The 16,476-nt window shown below is 66.3% G+C and carries 14 protein-coding genes and 1 riboswitch; of the genes, 2 read left to right on the top strand and 12 right to left on the bottom strand.

The features are described from left to right. Positions 1-202 precede the first annotated feature (202 nt). Both QXK92_RS04605 and QXK92_RS04610 read right to left on the bottom strand, forming a co-directional pair. The gene (locus QXK92_RS04605; protein WP_306240490.1) at positions 203-865 is read right to left on the bottom strand and encodes a hypothetical protein; all 663 of its coding nucleotides are present in this window, start codon (positions 863-865) and stop codon (positions 203-205) included. 100 nt (positions 866-965) lie between these two features. After that, positions 966-1,919 carry a sterol desaturase family protein gene (locus QXK92_RS04610; protein ID WP_306240491.1) on the bottom strand — a complete coding sequence of 318 codons (954 nt, stop codon included), beginning with the start codon at positions 1,917-1,919 and terminating at the stop codon, positions 966-968. 60 nt (positions 1,920-1,979) lie between these two features. Here QXK92_RS04610 and QXK92_RS04615 point away from each other — a divergent pair, with 60 nt between their 5' ends. Then, a complete protein-coding gene (locus tag QXK92_RS04615) occupies positions 1,980-2,912 on the top strand; it encodes an alpha/beta hydrolase fold domain-containing protein (RefSeq protein WP_306240492.1) in 933 nt (310 codons plus the stop codon). Next, positions 2,831-4,075 carry an NAD(P)/FAD-dependent oxidoreductase gene (locus QXK92_RS04620; protein WP_306240494.1) on the top strand — a complete coding sequence of 415 codons (1,245 nt, stop codon included), beginning with the start codon at positions 2,831-2,833 and terminating at the stop codon, positions 4,073-4,075. The genes QXK92_RS04615 and QXK92_RS04620 overlap by 82 nt, the downstream gene beginning before the upstream one ends. Here QXK92_RS04620 and QXK92_RS04625 read toward each other — a convergent pair whose 3' ends face one another. The 10 genes from QXK92_RS04625 to QXK92_RS04670 form a co-directional block, all read right to left on the bottom strand. After that, entirely contained in the window at positions 4,076-4,801 is a 726-nt protein-coding gene (locus QXK92_RS04625) for an MgtC/SapB family protein (protein ID WP_306240496.1), read from the bottom strand. Positions 4,802-4,881: 80 nt separating this feature from the next. Continuing rightward, positions 4,882-5,208, bottom strand: a complete 327-nt coding sequence (locus QXK92_RS04630) for a DUF732 domain-containing protein (RefSeq protein WP_306240497.1) — start codon at positions 5,206-5,208, stop codon at positions 4,882-4,884. After that, a complete protein-coding gene (locus QXK92_RS04635; RefSeq protein ID WP_306240498.1) occupies positions 5,205-6,611 on the bottom strand; it encodes a PPE family protein in 1,407 nt (468 codons plus the stop codon). Before QXK92_RS04635 ends, QXK92_RS04630 begins: the two co-directional genes overlap by 4 nt. Before the next feature lie 32 nt (positions 6,612-6,643). Further along, positions 6,644-7,882 carry a PPE family protein gene (locus QXK92_RS04640; RefSeq protein WP_306240499.1) on the bottom strand — a complete coding sequence of 413 codons (1,239 nt, stop codon included), beginning with the start codon at positions 7,880-7,882 and terminating at the stop codon, positions 6,644-6,646. 227 nt (positions 7,883-8,109) lie between these two features. After that, entirely contained in the window at positions 8,110-8,430 is a 321-nt protein-coding gene (locus tag QXK92_RS04645) for a DUF732 domain-containing protein (RefSeq protein WP_306240500.1), read from the bottom strand. A 58-nt stretch (positions 8,431-8,488) separates the two neighbouring features. Further along, positions 8,489-9,889, bottom strand: a complete 1,401-nt coding sequence (locus QXK92_RS04650; RefSeq protein WP_306240501.1) for a PPE family protein — start codon at positions 9,887-9,889, stop codon at positions 8,489-8,491. A gap of 72 nt (positions 9,890-9,961) precedes the next feature. Beyond that, positions 9,962-11,257 carry a PPE family protein gene (locus QXK92_RS04655; protein WP_306240502.1) on the bottom strand — a complete coding sequence of 432 codons (1,296 nt, stop codon included), beginning with the start codon at positions 11,255-11,257 and terminating at the stop codon, positions 9,962-9,964. A 710-nt stretch (positions 11,258-11,967) separates the two neighbouring features. Beyond that, positions 11,968-13,167 carry a PPE family protein gene (locus tag QXK92_RS04660; RefSeq protein WP_306240503.1) on the bottom strand — a complete coding sequence of 400 codons (1,200 nt, stop codon included), beginning with the start codon at positions 13,165-13,167 and terminating at the stop codon, positions 11,968-11,970. A 364-nt stretch (positions 13,168-13,531) separates the two neighbouring features. Continuing rightward, a riboswitch (M-box (ykoK) riboswitch) is annotated at positions 13,532-13,703 on the bottom strand. Between the two features lie 132 nt (positions 13,704-13,835). Further along, on the bottom strand, positions 13,836-15,026 hold the full coding sequence (locus tag QXK92_RS04665) for a PPE family protein (protein WP_306240504.1): 1,191 nt from the start codon (positions 15,024-15,026) through the stop codon (positions 13,836-13,838). A 54-nt stretch (positions 15,027-15,080) separates the two neighbouring features. After that, positions 15,081-16,343, bottom strand: coding sequence for a PPE family protein (locus QXK92_RS04670; protein WP_306240505.1), 1,263 nt, complete (start codon positions 16,341-16,343; stop codon positions 15,081-15,083). Between the last annotated feature and the right edge of the window lie 133 nt (positions 16,344-16,476).

Raw genomic sequence — 16,476 nt, forward strand, 5'->3', positions numbered from 1 at the left:
GGTATATAAGCGATCCGCGCCGCCAGTTCAGGGCAAACGAAATCGCGAGCATTTCGAATGCGAAAAACACTAATCGGCAATGCATTTGAGTTTCAGGCGTCAACCACAGCTAATAAAATGTGAGAAACGCATGAACCCGATGCCGACACACTGCGATAATTGGAATCCGGCTCTAGTCCGTGGCGAACCGTCGCACGAAAGACTACGGATTGAAGCCGGTGTCCTCGTGAACCTGCTGGGTGACCGCCTGCCAGGAGACCGCCGCCGGCAGCGTGCCCCACACGCTGTTGAAGATCCCGACGATCTGGCCGGACCCGTCACCCGCCAGGTAGATCGGGCCGCCCGAGTCGCCCTGCTGGGTCTGGACACCGTTGCTCATGGTGAACCAGCCGTTGTTGACGCTGTCGACCGTTCCGCAGGTCTCGCCGGTGATGATGCCGAAATGGCAGACGGCCTGGCCCGGCGCCACCGTGCCCGGTCCGGAGCGCAGTTGCCGGCCACCCGGCAGCGCGTTGCTCACGGTCACGTTGTCGGCCAGGGCAATCGCCTCGTAGTCGGCGATCATCTGGTCGGTGGCCACCGTCGAACCGGTCGGAGTGTTGTCACGGAAGGTCGTCATGCGGCCGATGACGTTGTTGGCCTGGTCGGTCACGGTGCCGCCCCCGCGGCAGTGTCCGGCCGTGTAAGCCATGTGCATCCGGACGTCGACGAATCCCAGCGTGCACACCCGGTTGTCCTGATGAATCTCCATCCCCGGATAAACGACCGCGGGGTCCGCGACGGCAATTGCCGGCGCAAGCGCCGACACCGACGCCACGAGCATCAGGGATGCCGTTACTGAACGCAACACCGTCCGGCGCACCATCGGACTCCGATCCATCCCGGGCCGACACAGCGCCGACCTCCCCTATCGAGGTTACGGATTGATAACCCCATAGTGGTTTTCGCGCCTCGTGACCGATGCGTTACCGAGACGCCGCAAGCGGGCTGCTTTTCTCGGCCCGCCCGGCCGTGCGCGGCGTCCAACCGGGAGGTCCGAACACGTAGCCGAACCGGTCGCGCAGCCGGGTGGCCGATCGGACGTCGCGAGCGATCGCCACGTACTCGTGGGTCTGCAATTTCCAGATGTTGAAGGTGTCCACCTGCTTGGTCAGGCCGTAGTGCGGCCGGAATAGTTCCTTCTGGAAGCTGCCGAACATCCGGTCGAAGATGATGAAAATTCCGCCGTAGTTCTTGTCCAGATAGACCGGATCCATGCCGTGGTGCACCCGGTGGTGCGACGGAGTGTTGAAGATGAACTCGAACCAGCGCGGCAGCTTGTCGATGCGCTCGGTGTGCACCCAGAACTGATAGATCAGGTTCAGCGACCAGCTGAAGAAGATCAGCCACGGGGGAAGTCCGAGCAGCGGCAGCGGCAGCCACATCAGGATCTCGCCGCTGTTGTTCCACTTTTGCCGCAGCGCAGTGGCGAAGTTGAAGTATTGGCTTGAATGGTGCGCCTGGTGGGTAGCCCAGATGAGCCGGATGCGGTGGGCGGTGCGGTGGTAGGCGTAGTACAGCAGGTCTACGCCGACGATCGCGACGACCCAGGTGTACCACTTGGTCGCGGGGAGGTGCCACGGAGCGAGGTAGGCATAGATCGCGGCATACCCGAACAGCGCCAGGGTCTTCCAGGCCGCAGTCGTGGCTATCGACACCAGGCCCATCGAGATGCTCGCCATGGAATCGCGGGTGAGGTACGCACCCGATGACGGCCTGTCCTTCGACGGGTTCTTCGCCGCAGCGGCATCAAGCTTTTCCAGCTTGCGGGCCGCGGTCCACTCCAAGGTCAACAGCAAGAGGAAGAACGGTATGGCAAACAGCACCGGGTCCCGCATCTCCGGAGGCAGCCCCGCAAAGAAGCCCGCTATAGCACTCACGGCAGACAGATTACTGTCATCGCGCACTCACCGTGCCGGGTTCTGTCACGGTGGGCAGCAGTGAGGACTCTGAGGCGCCCGGTGCGCAAACCCCACGTGACGCAGCGTCTGCTCCGGGCGTCCGGCATGCGCAACCGGATGTTCCCGCCGGCGAAGCTGGCGAGCTGGGCCGCCAACCCCCGGCCGCCCTATTGCGGGATGCCGTCGAAGCTGGTCCAGAAGAAGATCGAAGTCGTGCGCGGCGATCTCAACGGTCGCCCCGTCTACCAGGTCAGCCCCCGCCACGTCGACTCCCGGCAGCACCGCGGTCACCTGATCTACCTGCACGGTGGCGCCTACGTGCTGGATCTGCTCCCCCATTTTCACTGGCCGGCCATTGCCCGGCTGGCGACCATGCTCAACCGCACCATCACGGTGCCGATCTACCCGATCGCGCCCGAAAGCAACTACCGACAGGTGTTTCCGTTCCTGCTACAGCTCTACCGCAGCATTCTGGAGACGCGTGATCCGGATTCCGTTGCCTTCATGGGCGATTCGGCCGGTGGCGGGATGGCGTTCGCGCTGTGTCACGCCGTGCGCGACGCGGGCCTGCCGCAGCCCACGGATGCGGTACTGCTCTCGCCGTGGATGCACCTCGGGTTGCCGGACCCCGAGGTGCCCAACGTCGCCAAGATCGATCCGTTCCTCAATCTCGACGACCTGCGCGCCGCGGGCATCCGCTACGCCGGCGGCGACCCGCTCGACACTCCCCTGCTCAGCCCGAGTGTGGGTCCACTGGACGGGCTGCCAAGGCTCACGGTTTTCACCGGAACCCATGATGTACTCAATCCCGACGCCCGCGCCTTCCGTAGCCGCGCGGCGTCCGAAGGGCTGGACATCGGCTGGTACGAACTCGAGGGAGGCATGCACACATGGATGCTGCTTCCCGGGCAACAGGCCAAGGCGACGCTGGGCCAGATTCGCGACGTGCTGTCGGTGCCCGCCAGGTCCTGATCATCGGCTCGGGTTTCGCCGGGCTGTGGACCGCGCTGGGTGCCGCGCGACGCCTCGACGAGCTCGCCGTCCCGTCGGGGGGTGTGGAGGTGACGGTGCTCAGCACTCAGCCGTTCCACGACATCCGGGTGCGCAATTACGAGGCCGACCTGAGCAGCTGCCGCATCCCGCTCGCGGAGTTGCTCGACCCCGTCGGCGTCGCCCATGTCACCGCGCAGGTGACGGGTATCGACGTCGACGCCCACGTGGTGACCACATCGGCCGGCGCCGAGTACCGGTATGACCGCCTGGTCCTGGCGGCGGGCAGTGGCGTGAACAAACCCGACGTTCCGGGACTGCGTGAGTTCGGTTTCGACGTCGACACCTACGACGGGGCCATGCGCCTGCGACGCCATCTGGAAGCGCTGCCCGACGAACCGGCGGCGGCCACCGTTGTGGTGGTAGGGGCCGGCCTGACCGGGATCGAAACCGCGTGCGAGTTGCCGCACCGGCTGCGCGAACTGGGCATGACGCCGCGGGTGGTGCTGGTCGACCACAATCCGCTGGTCGGTTCCGACATGGGCGCTTCGGCCCGGCCGGTGATAGAGAAAGCGTTGTCCTACAACGGTGTTGAGTGCCGCACCGGCGTCGGCGTCACGGCCGTCGGCCAGGCGAGCGTGTCACTGACCTCGGGAGAGCAGCTGGACACCGCCACCGTCGTGTGGTGTGCCGGGATGCGGGCCAGCGCGCTCACCGAGCAGTTGCCGGTGACCCGCGACCGGTTGGGGCGCGTTGCGGTCGATGACTATTTGAGGGTGATCGGGGTTCCGGGTGTCTTCGCGGCAGGCGACGTGGCCGCTGCCCGGATGGACGAGGAGCACCTTTCGGTCATGTCGTGTCAGCATGGCCGGCCGATGGGGCGATACGCGGGGTACAACGTGATCAGCGATCTGTTCGGCGAGCCGCTGCTGGCGCTCCGGATCCCGTGGTACGTCACGGTTCTCGACCTCGGCCCGGCGGGCGCGGTATATACCGAGGGATGGGACCGCGTCGTGGTCGCGCAGGGTGCCCAGGCAAAGGCCACCAAGCAGACGATCAACACCAAACGGATCTATCCGCCCCTGACCGCCCGTCGCGCCGACCTGCTCGCCGCCGCCGCACCGGAGCTGCAGGCGCGACCCTGATCAGTCGGGCTGGCCGGAGGGCAGCATCGGGGTGGTCTGCTCGCCGGCGTACCAGTGCACCGCATAGATGCCCGGTTGCAGCGACAACTCAGCCACCAGCCGTTCCAGCTTGGCTGCGGAGTGACCGCCCAGAAGTACGTGTGCCGTCAAGGCGACGTTGTCTTCGGCTTGTCCGGTGTGAATGCCGCGCAGGATGATGTCGTTGCTGCGGGTGTGCTGCACGATCTGGGCGCGCGCGTACTTCGCCGATTTGGGCCGGCACACCACTTGGACCTGGTAGGGCTCGAGTCCCTCGTCGTCGTCTCCGGAGTTGTCGTGGTCGATGAGCCGGCCCAGCGGTCGTCCCAGCAGGTGGATGGCGACCACCGTGCCGGTGGCGATCAGGGCGAATACCAGATGTCCGGAGGCGGCCAGCACGCCGACCGCGGCCGAGCACCACAGCGTGGCGGCCGTGTTGAGGCCCCGGACGTTGGCACCCTCGCGCAGGATGACACCGCCGCCCAGGAATCCGATGCCGGACACCACATAGGACGCGACCCGGGTGGGGCTGCTGTCCTCGGTGGCCGCGGCGTAGAGCACGAACAGCGTCGCCCCGGCCGCCACGAGCGCGTTGGTGCGCAGGCCCGCCATGCGCGCCCGCCATTGCCGCTCCAGCCCGATCAGGGCGCCGCATCCCACGCCGACGGCCAGGCGGAGCGCGAAATCGGCGATCGTCAGCGTGTGCACGGCGCCACTCCTCTCCTCGAACCGCAAGGCAACCAGAATCGGGTTAACACTCGGTGGCGGCCAGGCGAACCCGGTTGCCGCTAGAAGTACCCGCCCTCGGGTTGGCCCAGGTGCTCGGGGCAATAGGTATTCGACGCGATAGCCGTGAACAGGGCCGCGCCATCCAGGGTCAGTCCGGGATTCTGGTTCCGCACGTCCGTCAGGACCTGCAGACCGGTTTCGCCGTTGCGCATCAGACCGCATACCGCTTGGGCGGACGTGATGGCCCGGTTCGGGTCGGGGACGGTGATGCCGGCGTTGGCCAGAGCGGAGAGAAACGCCGCATCGTCGCCATTGGGGTCTGCGTGCGCGGGGGCAGCCAAACCGATCGTGGCGACGACCGCGGCTATTGCGAGCGCCGGCCTCATGTGCCACCCAACTGCGCATCGGGCAGTGTCACCTTGGGCTTGTCCTTGTTGGACACGTGCACCGCGTGGATTCCCGGCTCTTTAGACAGCTTGTCGAGGAGCGCGTCCAAACCGGCCTTATCGACATTCCAGTGTTTCACCGAGTCCGGTTCTTTCTGCAATTTCGCGATGACGCTGTCCAGCTTGACCGGCTCGACATGACCTTTCCCGCCGTTGGCCCGGGCCCGGGCACCACTGCCGCTGAGGACTTGAGCGCCCCCCGCGCCGAGTGCGCCACCGGTCATGCTCCCCAGGGCCATCTGGTTGACGAGGTCCGCCGGCACGCCCGCCGCGGGTGCCGCGGACAGGCTGGTGGCCGACAGCGCCGTCGAGGCCATCCTGATCGCCGGAGTCGCCGAGGCCCAACTCGGCGGAACCGACAACTTTCCCACCACGTTGGCCTCGCCCACGCTCGCGGATGTCGCGCTGGTCAGGCCGGCCGACGGCGCCATCCCCAGCCCGGCTCCCAGCGCGGATTTGGGAATGTCTTCCAGAGGGGGCTTCCAGAAGAGCTTGAACTCGGTCATGGCAAGGTTCGGCACGCTCATGCTGTCGTTGGCAACCACACTGAAGCGACCGATGTCGGCCAGGATCCCGAAGGTGTTTTCCCAGGTTGAGGCGGCCAATGGCGTACCTGTCAGAGCATTGAGGAGCTGACCCATGGCTTGGATGTACGCGCTGCCCCCGCTGCCCAGTGCCTCGAAGACCTGCAGGACGATGTCGAACGGAAACACCGGTGCCGCAGTGGGCGCAGCTGCCGCAGCAGTCGCCGCCGCGGTACCAGCCGCCAACCCACTGGCCTGTCCGACCGAAGCTTGTTGGGCGGCGAGGCCTGATTCGTTGGTGATCTGCGGTGGTTCGGTGTAGGGCGTCAGTCGCGCGGCCGCCGCCGACGACGTGGTGTATGCGAGCATCGCGGCGGTGTCCTGAGCCCACATCTCCCCGTACTGCGCCTCCAGCGCGGCGATGGCGCCCGTGTTTTGCCCGAAGAGGTTAGTTGCCACCAGCAGAGCCAGCTGACTGCGGTTGATTGCGATCTCCGTCGGCGGTACAACTGCCGCGAATGCCGTCTCGTACGCGCTCACGGCTGCCTTCGCCTGGTCTGCCGCCGCCTTGGCCTGTGCCGAGGTCGCCGACATCCACGCCACATAGGGCGCGGCAGCCGCTGCCATCGCGGCCGCTGACGGCCCGGTCCACGATTCGTTCGCCAACCCGTCGACGATCAAGCCGTAAGAGGCTGCCGTGGATTGTAATTCGGCTGCCAAGCCGTCCCATGCGACAGCGGCGGCAATCATCGGAGCGGCACCCGGGCCGGCATACATGAGAGCGGAGGTGATCTCCGGTGGTCGCACCGCAAAGCTCATAAGCCCGGCCTTTCTGCTGCGGATGTCATAAGTCAGTCCGCCGGTATCACGATGATGGTCGCCGTGGTGGCGACGTCGTCGGCCGCTGCGACGCCACCGTTGCTGCCGGCCGCGCCGTTACCCACGGTGCGGATGCTGGCCCCGGCCAGCGCGCGTCCGGCCAGGCTCGCCATGGCCATTTCGCCGAATAAGCCGCCCTCAGCGGCCGCCGGCGCCGCGGCCAGAGCGGCGGGGCTGGCCGCAGGCAGTACGGAAGCCATCGTCCTCATCACCGGAGCGGCGGTCACCCAGCCTTGAGGCACTGACAGGGATCCAACCAGGGTGGACTGTCCCATTGATCCGGCAACTCCGGGAGTGACTGTTGCCACGTAGCCGGCGCGCAGTGGTGAGAGGCCGGCAATTGGTTTTCCGCCGGTACTCAGCAGCGAGGCGACGCCGGGCGCGTTCTGGGACAACCCGAGGATCTGCAGGGCGAACAGCCACCATCCGCCGGCGAGCACGAATCCGATGATGGGGCTGTAAGCACCGGTGATAGCGGCGAAGAAGGGCCGGATTGCCACCACGTACGGATTGATGGCTTCGATGACCGAGCCGATCGGCGTCGAAGCCGCCGGTGCGGCTGCCGCCGGACCCACCGCCTGCAGCGCGTTGGGCACTGCGGTCATCAGCTGCGACAGCCCCGATTGCGTCTCGGCGGCGCCGACTGCCTCGGTCACCGCCGCGGTCTGTCGGCCCACACCCGAGGGGTCGGTGGTCTCCGGTGGCTCGGTAAACGGCGTCAGCACCGTCGCGGACGCCGACGATGCCGCGTAGCCGTACATTGCGGCGGCGTCCTGGGCCCACATCTCGACATAGAGAGCCTCGGTGGCAGCGATGGCGGCCGTGTTCTGACCCAGCAGGTTGGTGGCGATCAACGCCATCAGCAAACTTCGGTTGGCCTCGATCACCGGTGGCGGCACGGTCGCCGCGAACGCGGCCTCGTAGGCGGCCGCGGCAGCTTTAGCCTGAACCGCCGTCTGTTCCGCCTGTGTCCCCGTCGAGGTCAGCCAGGCCACGAAGGGTGCCGCTGCCGTCAGCATGGCCGTGGCGGCCGGGCCGTGCCAGGACCCTACGGTGACGCCATCGACCGTCGAGCGGTAGGCCGCGGAGGTGGAATGCAACTCGGCGGCCAGCGCATCCCACGCCGCCGCGGCAGCCAGCATCGGCCCCGATCCCGCCCCCGTATACATGCGTCCCGAGTTGATTTCCGGCGGCAACGCCCCGAAGTCCATCTATTCCCTCCGGTCCCCATTGTGGGCGCCATGGTAATCGCCGGTTTCCCATTCTGCGGGCACGTCCGGTCGATCTCATATGAAGTCCACCAGATGCCCCAATGACATACCGCGCAATTCCACGTACTTCCGGTTTGGGCACCGAGAAAGTGGAGCCGGGTTCGGGCCGGGCCGGTTGGGTCTGCTGCCGTGCAAAACCCAGAATCAGGAGACGGGAGAAGGATTCATCAGCTCTTCGAGAGATGTTGCGGGCAGTAGTACTTCGACGAGATGACGGCGAACTCGGCCGCGGCGTCCAAGTTGAACGCCGGGTTGTGCGTCTGCACATCATGGACGAGTTCCAAGCCCGACTCGCCGTTGTTCAGGCAGGTGCACACCGCCTGGGCGGACCGAATCGCCTGAGCCGGCGAGTTGTAACCGATGTCGGCCGTGTGCAGAGCCGAGAGGAACGCGTCGTCCCCCCCACCACCGTCTGCGGGGTCGGCATACGCCGGGGCGGCCAGGCCGATCGTGGCGCAGACGCCGAGCAGTGCGAGAAGCCGTCTCATGTCGATACCTTTCTTCAGTTCCTCTTGAGTTCCGGGCGCCCATATGCGCCCTATTCGGTCAGCCCAATTGCGCATCCGACGGCACTACTGTCTTCTCGCCTTTAGACAGGTGCACCGCATGGATTCCGGGTTTCTTGGCCAGTTGTTCGAGCAGACTGTCGAGACCTTCCTGATCGACGGTGTGGTGCTGGACACTGTCCGGTCTTTCGGAGATCTGGGCGACCATCCGTTTGAGCATTTCCGGCGATTTCAGGTCTTTGAGGTCCTTCACCGGCGTGAGGCGGCTGCGCGTACCCGTCCGCCCGGAGGGGCCGGGCACGCCGGCGCCCAGGGCGGCTCCGGTCATACCGGCCAGCGACATCGAGCTGAGCAGGCCGCCCTGGCCGAGTTCGGCGGCCGGCACGGCTTCGGGACCGGCCGCTGACAGCGCCGCGGCGACAGTCCTGATCGCCGGGGTGTTCGCGGCCCAGCTCGGCGGAACCGTCAAAGACCCGACCAGCGTGCCGCGCCCGAAGTTCGCCGTCGGCGCCGTGGCGCTGGTCAGCCAACCCCGGCCCCAGTGCGGCGCCGCCAGCCCGCCGCCGAGCGCGTCTTTCGGCAGCTCGGCCAGACCGGCGGCGGAGTGCGGCCCGAACTTGAGGAACTGCGATACCGGGAAGTTGATCAGCAGCCCGATGTCGTTGAACTGCGTCGTGAAGCCCAACGGCACCTTGAGGGCGGAATACAGCGTCGTGTAGGTGGACGCCCCCGCCGGTCCGAACATGCCGTTCAGCAGGCCGTTGATGGTGGCGGTGTAGTCGGTGCTCAGGTTCGCCAGTGTCTGCAGCAACCCCGAGGCCGGGTCGCCGGCAGCCAGAATGGACTGCGCGACAGTGCCACTGGATGTGCCCGCTGACTGCGCGGCAGCGGCGGCCTGGTTGACCAACCCGCCGGCATTGGCGATCTGCGGCGGCTCGGTGAACGGTGTCACCCGGGTCGCGGCGGCCGACGAACCGGCGTAGGTGTCCATGGCCAGCGCGTCCTGCGCCCAGAACTCGGCGTATTGGGCCTCCGTGGCGGCGATCGCCGCGGTGTTCTGTCCGAACAAGTTGGTCGCCATCAGCGATGCCAACTGGGCACGGTTGGCCGCGATCTCCTCCGGCGGCACATGAGCAGCGAAAGCCGCCTCGTAGGCTGCGGCCGCCGCGGTGGCCTGGCTTGCTGTTTGCGTGGCCTGCGCGGCAGTGGCGCTCACCCAGGTCACGTAGGGCACCGCCGCTGCCGCCATGGCCGCCGACGACGGACCGACCCACGGGCCACTGGTCAGGCCGGTGATCACCCCCGTCAGAGATGCGGCGGTGGACTGCAGTTCAGCGGCCAGCCCGTTCCACGCTGCCGCAGCGGCCAGCATGGGCCCGGCGCCCGGACCGGTGTACATCCGGCCCGAATTGACCTCCGGCGGAAACGCTGCGTAAAACATGTCGGCCTACCCCCTGCCCCGATAGAGCATCGGGATTGCTTGTGTCGGAATACGATTCGCGATCGCCACGGCTCACTCCTCCAGAGCCGGCAGGACGAAGATCATCGCTGCGGCCGGGTCGGCTGCCGCGACCACGCCGCCCAGTGACGCGGCCGCCGCACCTCCGCTTCCCGAGGTCGACGTAGTGGCGGCCAGGGCCCGTCCTGCCAGGCTGGACAGAGCCATCTGGCCGAAGACACCGGACTCCCCCGTCAGCGTGGCCGCCGGTGCGGCGGCCAGATTGGCTGACAGTGTGGCGGCGACGGTTCGAATGGCTGGCGCGGCAGTGGTCCACCCCTGCGGCACAGACAAGCTGCCCACCAGCGCGGCTCGTCCCATGGCGCCCGAGGCTCCGACCGAGCCGGTCAGGTGCGGCGGTATCGACTGCGCGATGGGCGCCAGTGCCCCGGTAATCGGCTGTGGGGGCGTGAAGAAGGACGCCAGGCCCTGCCCGTTCTGCCCGTAGGCGTATACCTGCCCGAACGACAGGAACGGACCACCGGGAACAGAACTCAGACCTTGCAGCGAGAACGGTCCGGTGAGCGTTCCCATGACGGTGTTCCAATTCGCGAGGTCCCCCGACAGCCCGGGCGGCAGTGACACCGTCGCGAGCTGTGGCACGGCCAGTCCCTGCACCAACGATGTGGACCCCGTCGTGGGTGCAGCTCCGACCGTCGTCGCGAGGTTCTGCAGCGCCGCGGGTACCGACGTGACCAGCTGTGACAGCTGCGTCGCCACATCGGAACCGGTTGAGGCGCCGGTAGATTGGGCCACCGCGGCCGCCTGCAGCGCCGGCCCCGAGGCGCTGGTGGTTTGTGGCGGCTCGGTGAACGGCATCAATTCTGTTGCTGCCGAGGATGATCCGGCGTAACCATACATCGCGGCGGCATCCTGAGCCCACATCTCCAGATACTGAGCTTCCGTCGCGGCGATGGCCGGCGTGTTCTGTCCCAGGATATTGGTCGCGATCAACGAGACCAGCAGCGCCCGGTTCGCGGCAATCACCGGTGGTGGAACCGTTGCGGCGAAAGCGGTTTCGTATGCTCCGACCGCAACCTTGGCTTGCGCCGCCGCCTGGTCGGCCCGGGTTGCCGTGGTGGAGATCCACGAGACGTAGGGACCGACCGCGGCAGCCATCGCAATCGCGGTGGGCCCCTGCCAGGTTCCGGCCGTGAGATTCTCGATTGCGGACGCGTAAGACGCTGCAGTGGAATGTAATTCGGCTCCCAGCGCATCCCAGGCGGCGGCGGCGGCCAACATCGGTCCCGGTCCGGGGCCCGTGTACATGCGACCTGAGTTGATTTCGGGTGGCAGTGCCCCGTAATCCATATGTGTTACCTCTTCATCCCCTTGATCACCGCCCGGTGGCTTACGGCGGACGGTCATCACTCCCGCTGTTGAAAGGGCTTGGCAAGCGCGAAGTACTTCGCTAAAACAGGCCCCCCTGTCGATATCGAACGCCATCGTTATTTGAGCATATTGTCATTGCGTTCCCCGTGTGTAATCGCGAAGTAAACAAGACCTCTCAGTGTTGCTGAACCGGGTGTGAAGATGATGCACAGCAATACTCATAAAACGCAATAGAACAGTTCACAGGTCATCACAGAACTCAGCAGCAAAACGCTGAATGCAAATCTCGATATACCCGTAATTTGTGCCCAAATCTACGTATAGGTCCTTCGGGGATACCCGAAGTACGTCAGATCATCGAGAAATTTATCCGGTGTCGGATCGCAACGCGAATATCTCGCCGTCAGGGCGCAAATGTCATGCCGAACCACATATCTCTGCGAAGCGAGGCGAGTGCGGACCGTGCCCTGGACCGTTCGGGATCGGCCGGGCCCGGGCGCCGCCACGGCCCCCGGGGCGAGGGGGCGCAGCGCCTGGTGCGGTGCCGGCCGTCATCAGAAGTTCTCCTAACGTCAGGAACAACCTACGTAAGACGTTAGGGAACGATTGTCATTTACACCTGTAACGAGACTGCGCCTTTCCTGAAGGTTTCCTGAAAGGGCAGAGCTCGCAGGCGAATACGGCGCGCGTCAGCCGGCTGCGGGCGGTCTCATGACCACTATGGGGCGGAAGCCGTATTGCGGGACGGCGCGGCCGTAGGGTTGTGCGGCCACATTCCCCAGCGGGACACCGGGCATTCCGGGTGTTCCAGCCGGCGGCGGAGCCACCATTGGGGTACCGCCCAACGCCGAGTGCAAGGGACTTGTCACTGGCGCCGCCGAGGTCCAGGCTGGCGGTACCGACAGCTTGCCGACGACGCCCGAGTTGCCCACGGCCGCCAAGCCTTGCAGCCCGCCGCCCGACTCGAGTGAACCCGTTGCCGTCGAACCGAGCGCACCTGGCAACACTTCTTGGGCTGCCCCGGCGACATCCGTCATCGCCGGCGCGCCGAACAAACTGGAAAGGGTTCCGACCGTGGCGCCCGGCGTCAACGTGCCGGTCGAGGTGATCGTGTTCCAGATGTTGGCGTTAGGTCCCCACGTCGTCATGAAGTCCTGCCAATTGGCGGGTCCGTTGCCGGTGAGCAGAAAGTTCGTGATCTCTGAAAGTCCTTGGCCGCTGTTGGATCCGGAGAGGCCCTGCAGTGCGTTGGGTACAGCGGAAAAAAGTTGCGACACAGTGCCCTGCTGCCCGGCCGCCGAGGCACCGCCGGCCTGGTTGACGGCGACCGCTTGGGCCGTCAGGCCGCTGGGATTGGCGATTTCGTCGGGCCCCACGAACGGGCTCAACTGGGTCGCGACAGCGGAGTAGCCGGCGTAGCCGTACATGGCGGCGGCGTCCTGGGCCCACATTTGGAGGTACTGCGCCTCCGTTGCCGCTATCGCAGGGCTGTTCTGGCCCAGGATGTTGGTGGCGACCAGAGCGGCCAGCTGTGCGCGATTGGCCGTGATGAGCGCCGGGGGCACGGTCGCCGCATACGCCGCCTCGAAGGCGCTCGCGGCGGCCTCGGCCTGTGCCGCGGTCTGCTCGGCCTGGGCGGCGGTGGCGCTCATCCAGGCCACGTGCGGCATGGCGGCGGCCGCCATGGAGGCCGACGCGGGACCGAACCACTCCTCGCCAATCAACGCCGAGAGCACGGCGTCGTACGACAAGGCGGTCGCCCGCAGCTCGGCGGCCAACCCGTTCCAGGCCGAGGCCGCAGCGAGCATCGGGCCGGAGCCAGGTCCGGTGTACATCCGCGCAGAGTTGATCTCGGGTGGCAACGCGGCAAAATCCAGGGCGGCAGTCATCGCTCGCCTCCTTGACTGAAGGTAGTGCTGATCGCGGTCGCGCGGACCGCGTGGTGCCCGGCAGACATCTCGGAGTTATCCCGGAGGAACGAAACCGATTCCAGGCAGCATTAATCGCAATTCGTGCAGGACGTTTTCCGTGCACACGAATTACACCTGCGCATTTATTGCGCGCAGGACGCTATCGGCCGAATAGACTCATATTGCGAAATCAGCGGCCGGGCCGGATCGAGACGAAATGGTCTTCGATCTCGGATACGGACTATCGTCGGGACTCACTCCGCTCTCACCTCCTTCGGGCCGGGGCGCACGGGGGCGCCGGGCGCACGCATCACGGAGATGAGGCCAACGGAAAACCGCTGGGCCAGCACCTCTCTCGACAGAGCTTTGGCACCACACGGCGTATCCGGCCAAAACCGGAAGCCACTTGGGCTCAACCCTTAAGCCGGGAAGAGCTGTCCTGACCCTGGGCGTCTTTCGACGTTCGAGGTCAGTGGCCTATGTCCGTGCAGACGCCTCACCTAGCGAGGTGCATGCAAAGTCATCGTGGCACTCGAATCGTCGACAGTCAACTCACGACCCACATTTCACAGTTTCGTGTCGAAATTCGATACCACGAAAATTGTTGTTCGACACGGTGACAATAAATGTCGGTACGATGCGGCAGTTCAGCCTGCCGCCACCGGACGCGGCATTATGGTCAGCTTGAATCCGTAGCGCGGGCCGTTGCCCCAGCTGCGGGAGTGGGTGGCGGGCGCGGGCATGCCGGGCATACCGGGCATGCCCGCCGCGGCTTCCGGCGCCGCGGTGACCGCCGCACCGGAGCCTGGGATCACGCGGTCGGCGACCTCCGCGGCCGTGGTCCAACTCGGCGGTACGGACAGCCGGCCGACGAACGACGCTTGATTGACTCCTGCGCTCACCCCGCCCGATTGCGAGGACGTCAGGCCTGCGGACGCGGCGTCGGCGGCAGCGGGCGCGGCATCGGGGGCCCCTTCGGCTACCGCCTCGACGTCCGCGAGCGCGTCGGTCGTGGCAGGGAAGATGGTCACGGGCGACACGTATTGGGCTGACACGAACCCGTTCACCAGGTTCGAGTTCAGGAAGATTCCGTAGGGGTTGCCGTCATTGCCGTCCAGGAAGTTCAGGATGTCGGCCAGCAGACCGGTTTGCGGGATGTTGTCGAACGGTGAGGCCGCGGCCGGGGATGCCATCTGCTGCAGGCTTGCCGGTACGGCGGACATCAGTTGCGGTAGCTCCGACTGGGTGGCCGTGCCCGTCGCGGACCCGGACGCCTGCGTGACAGCCGCCGCCTGACTTGTGAGACCGTCCGGATTGGTGGTCTGGTCCGGTTCGCGGAACGGCGTCAGCGTCGAGGCCGCCGCCGCATCGGCGGCGTAGACGTACATCGCCGTCGCATCCTGGGCCCACATCTCCGCGTATTCGGCCTCAGTAGCCGCGATCGCCGGCGTGTTGATGCCCAGAAAGTTCGTGGCGACCAACATCAGCAGTGTTGCCCGGTTGGCGGCGACGGCAGCCGGCGGGACGGTCATCGCGAACGCGGCGTCGAATGCCGCGGCGGCGGAGGCCGCCTGACCGGCCGTCTGTTCGGCCTGGACGGCGGTCATTCTCATCCACGTCATGTACGGGACAACAGCAGCCGTCATCGCCTCCGCTGCCGGCCCCAGCCAGCCCTCACTGACCAATGTCGCAATGACGGACTCGTATGCCGTTGCGGTCAAATGTAATTCGGCTGCGGTTTCATCCCAGGCCGTCATTGCGGCCAGCATCGGCGCTGAGCCGGGCCCGGTATACATTCGCAGCGAGTTGATTTCAGGTGGGAGCGCTCCAAAATCCAATGACAGCACCTCCTTTCGCCCAACGTGAGCGATGTCGCAGCGGTCTCCCTCCTGTTATCCGGCGGCCGGCGGGCGCCCCATGATCGTCGGACGGAAGCCATAACGAGGCGGGTTGCCGAAGTTGTTTCCGTACATGCCGGCGGCGGGTAAACCGGGGATGCCGGGCATGCCCGCCGCCGCTTGGGGCGCAACAGCGGTACTGGTCCAGCCGCCGCCGGGTGCGGCCGCGCCGGCGTAATTGGCCACCGCCGTCGCTGCGGTCCAGGTCTGCGGAACGGACAGTCGCCCGACCATCGCCGCCTGGTTGATTCCGCCCGTCACTCCGCCTCCCGTGGTGTACGAGGCCTCGGCCACATCCATCAACGGGGGGATGTTGGTCGGATTGGCCGGTGATCCGGCCGGTATCCAGGACGCGTTCCCCTCACCGGAGCCCATCGGCGGCAGCGCTTGCTGCTGTGCGCCTAGTGCGACTGCGTTGATGTCGGCCAGTCCAGCGAACGCAGCCGGTGCGACGATCGCGGGGCTGACGTAGCCGGCCGAGACAAAGCCGTTGACCAGCGAGGAATTCAGGAAGATGCCGTACGGGTTTCCGTCGTTGCCGTCCAGGAAGTTCAGCAGGTCGGCGAGCAATCCGGCACCCGGGAAGGCATCGAGTGCCGCCGCCGGTGCCGAAAGGCCTTGCAGCGTCGACGGTACCGACGACATCAATTGCGGCAGCTGCGACTGCACGGTGCCCACCGCGGTTCCGGCAGCCTGGGTGACGGCGCTCGCTTGGCCGGCCTGTCCCGCCGGGTCGGTGACCTGCGGCGGTGAGCTGAACGGCGAAAGTGTCGATGCGGCCGCCGAACTGGTGGCATAGCCGTACATCGCCGCCGCATCCTGAGCCCACATCTCGCCATAGGCGGCCTCGGCGGCCGCGATCGCCGCCGTGTTCTGGCCGATCACATTGGTCGCCACCAGCTGTTGCAGCTCGGCCCGGTTGGCCGCGATGACCGCCGGCGGCACCGTCATGGCGTATGCGGACTCGTACGCCCCGGCCGCGGCGGCCGCCTGGGTGGCAGCTTCCTCGGCCTTCGCGCCGGTCAGGGTCATCCAGGTCAGATATGGCGTGATGGCCGCCAGCATGGCGTCCGAGGCAGGCCCGCGCCAACCGTCGTCGGTCAGTATCGAGACGACTGTGTCGTAGGCGGCAGCCGTGGACTGCAGTTCGGCAGCCAACCGCTCCCAGGCCGAAATCGCGGCGCGCAGTGGTGCCGAGCCGGGCCCGGAGTACATGCGCAGCGAGTTGACTTCCGGTGGTAATGCTCCAAAATCCATCGTCGTCACCGCCTCAGCCGACCGCGGCGACGATATGAACGGGAAAAAGCGATGCAGCGCAAGCGCTTTGAGTGAAAGACATCGGACTTCTCCTTACGAGATAGTCCGACCCAGCTACGGGACTTGGCCGCTG

This window comes from Mycobacterium sp. TY815 (genome assembly GCF_030755135.1).
In the GTDB taxonomy this organism is placed as follows: Bacteria; Actinomycetota; Actinomycetes; order Mycobacteriales; family Mycobacteriaceae; genus Mycobacterium.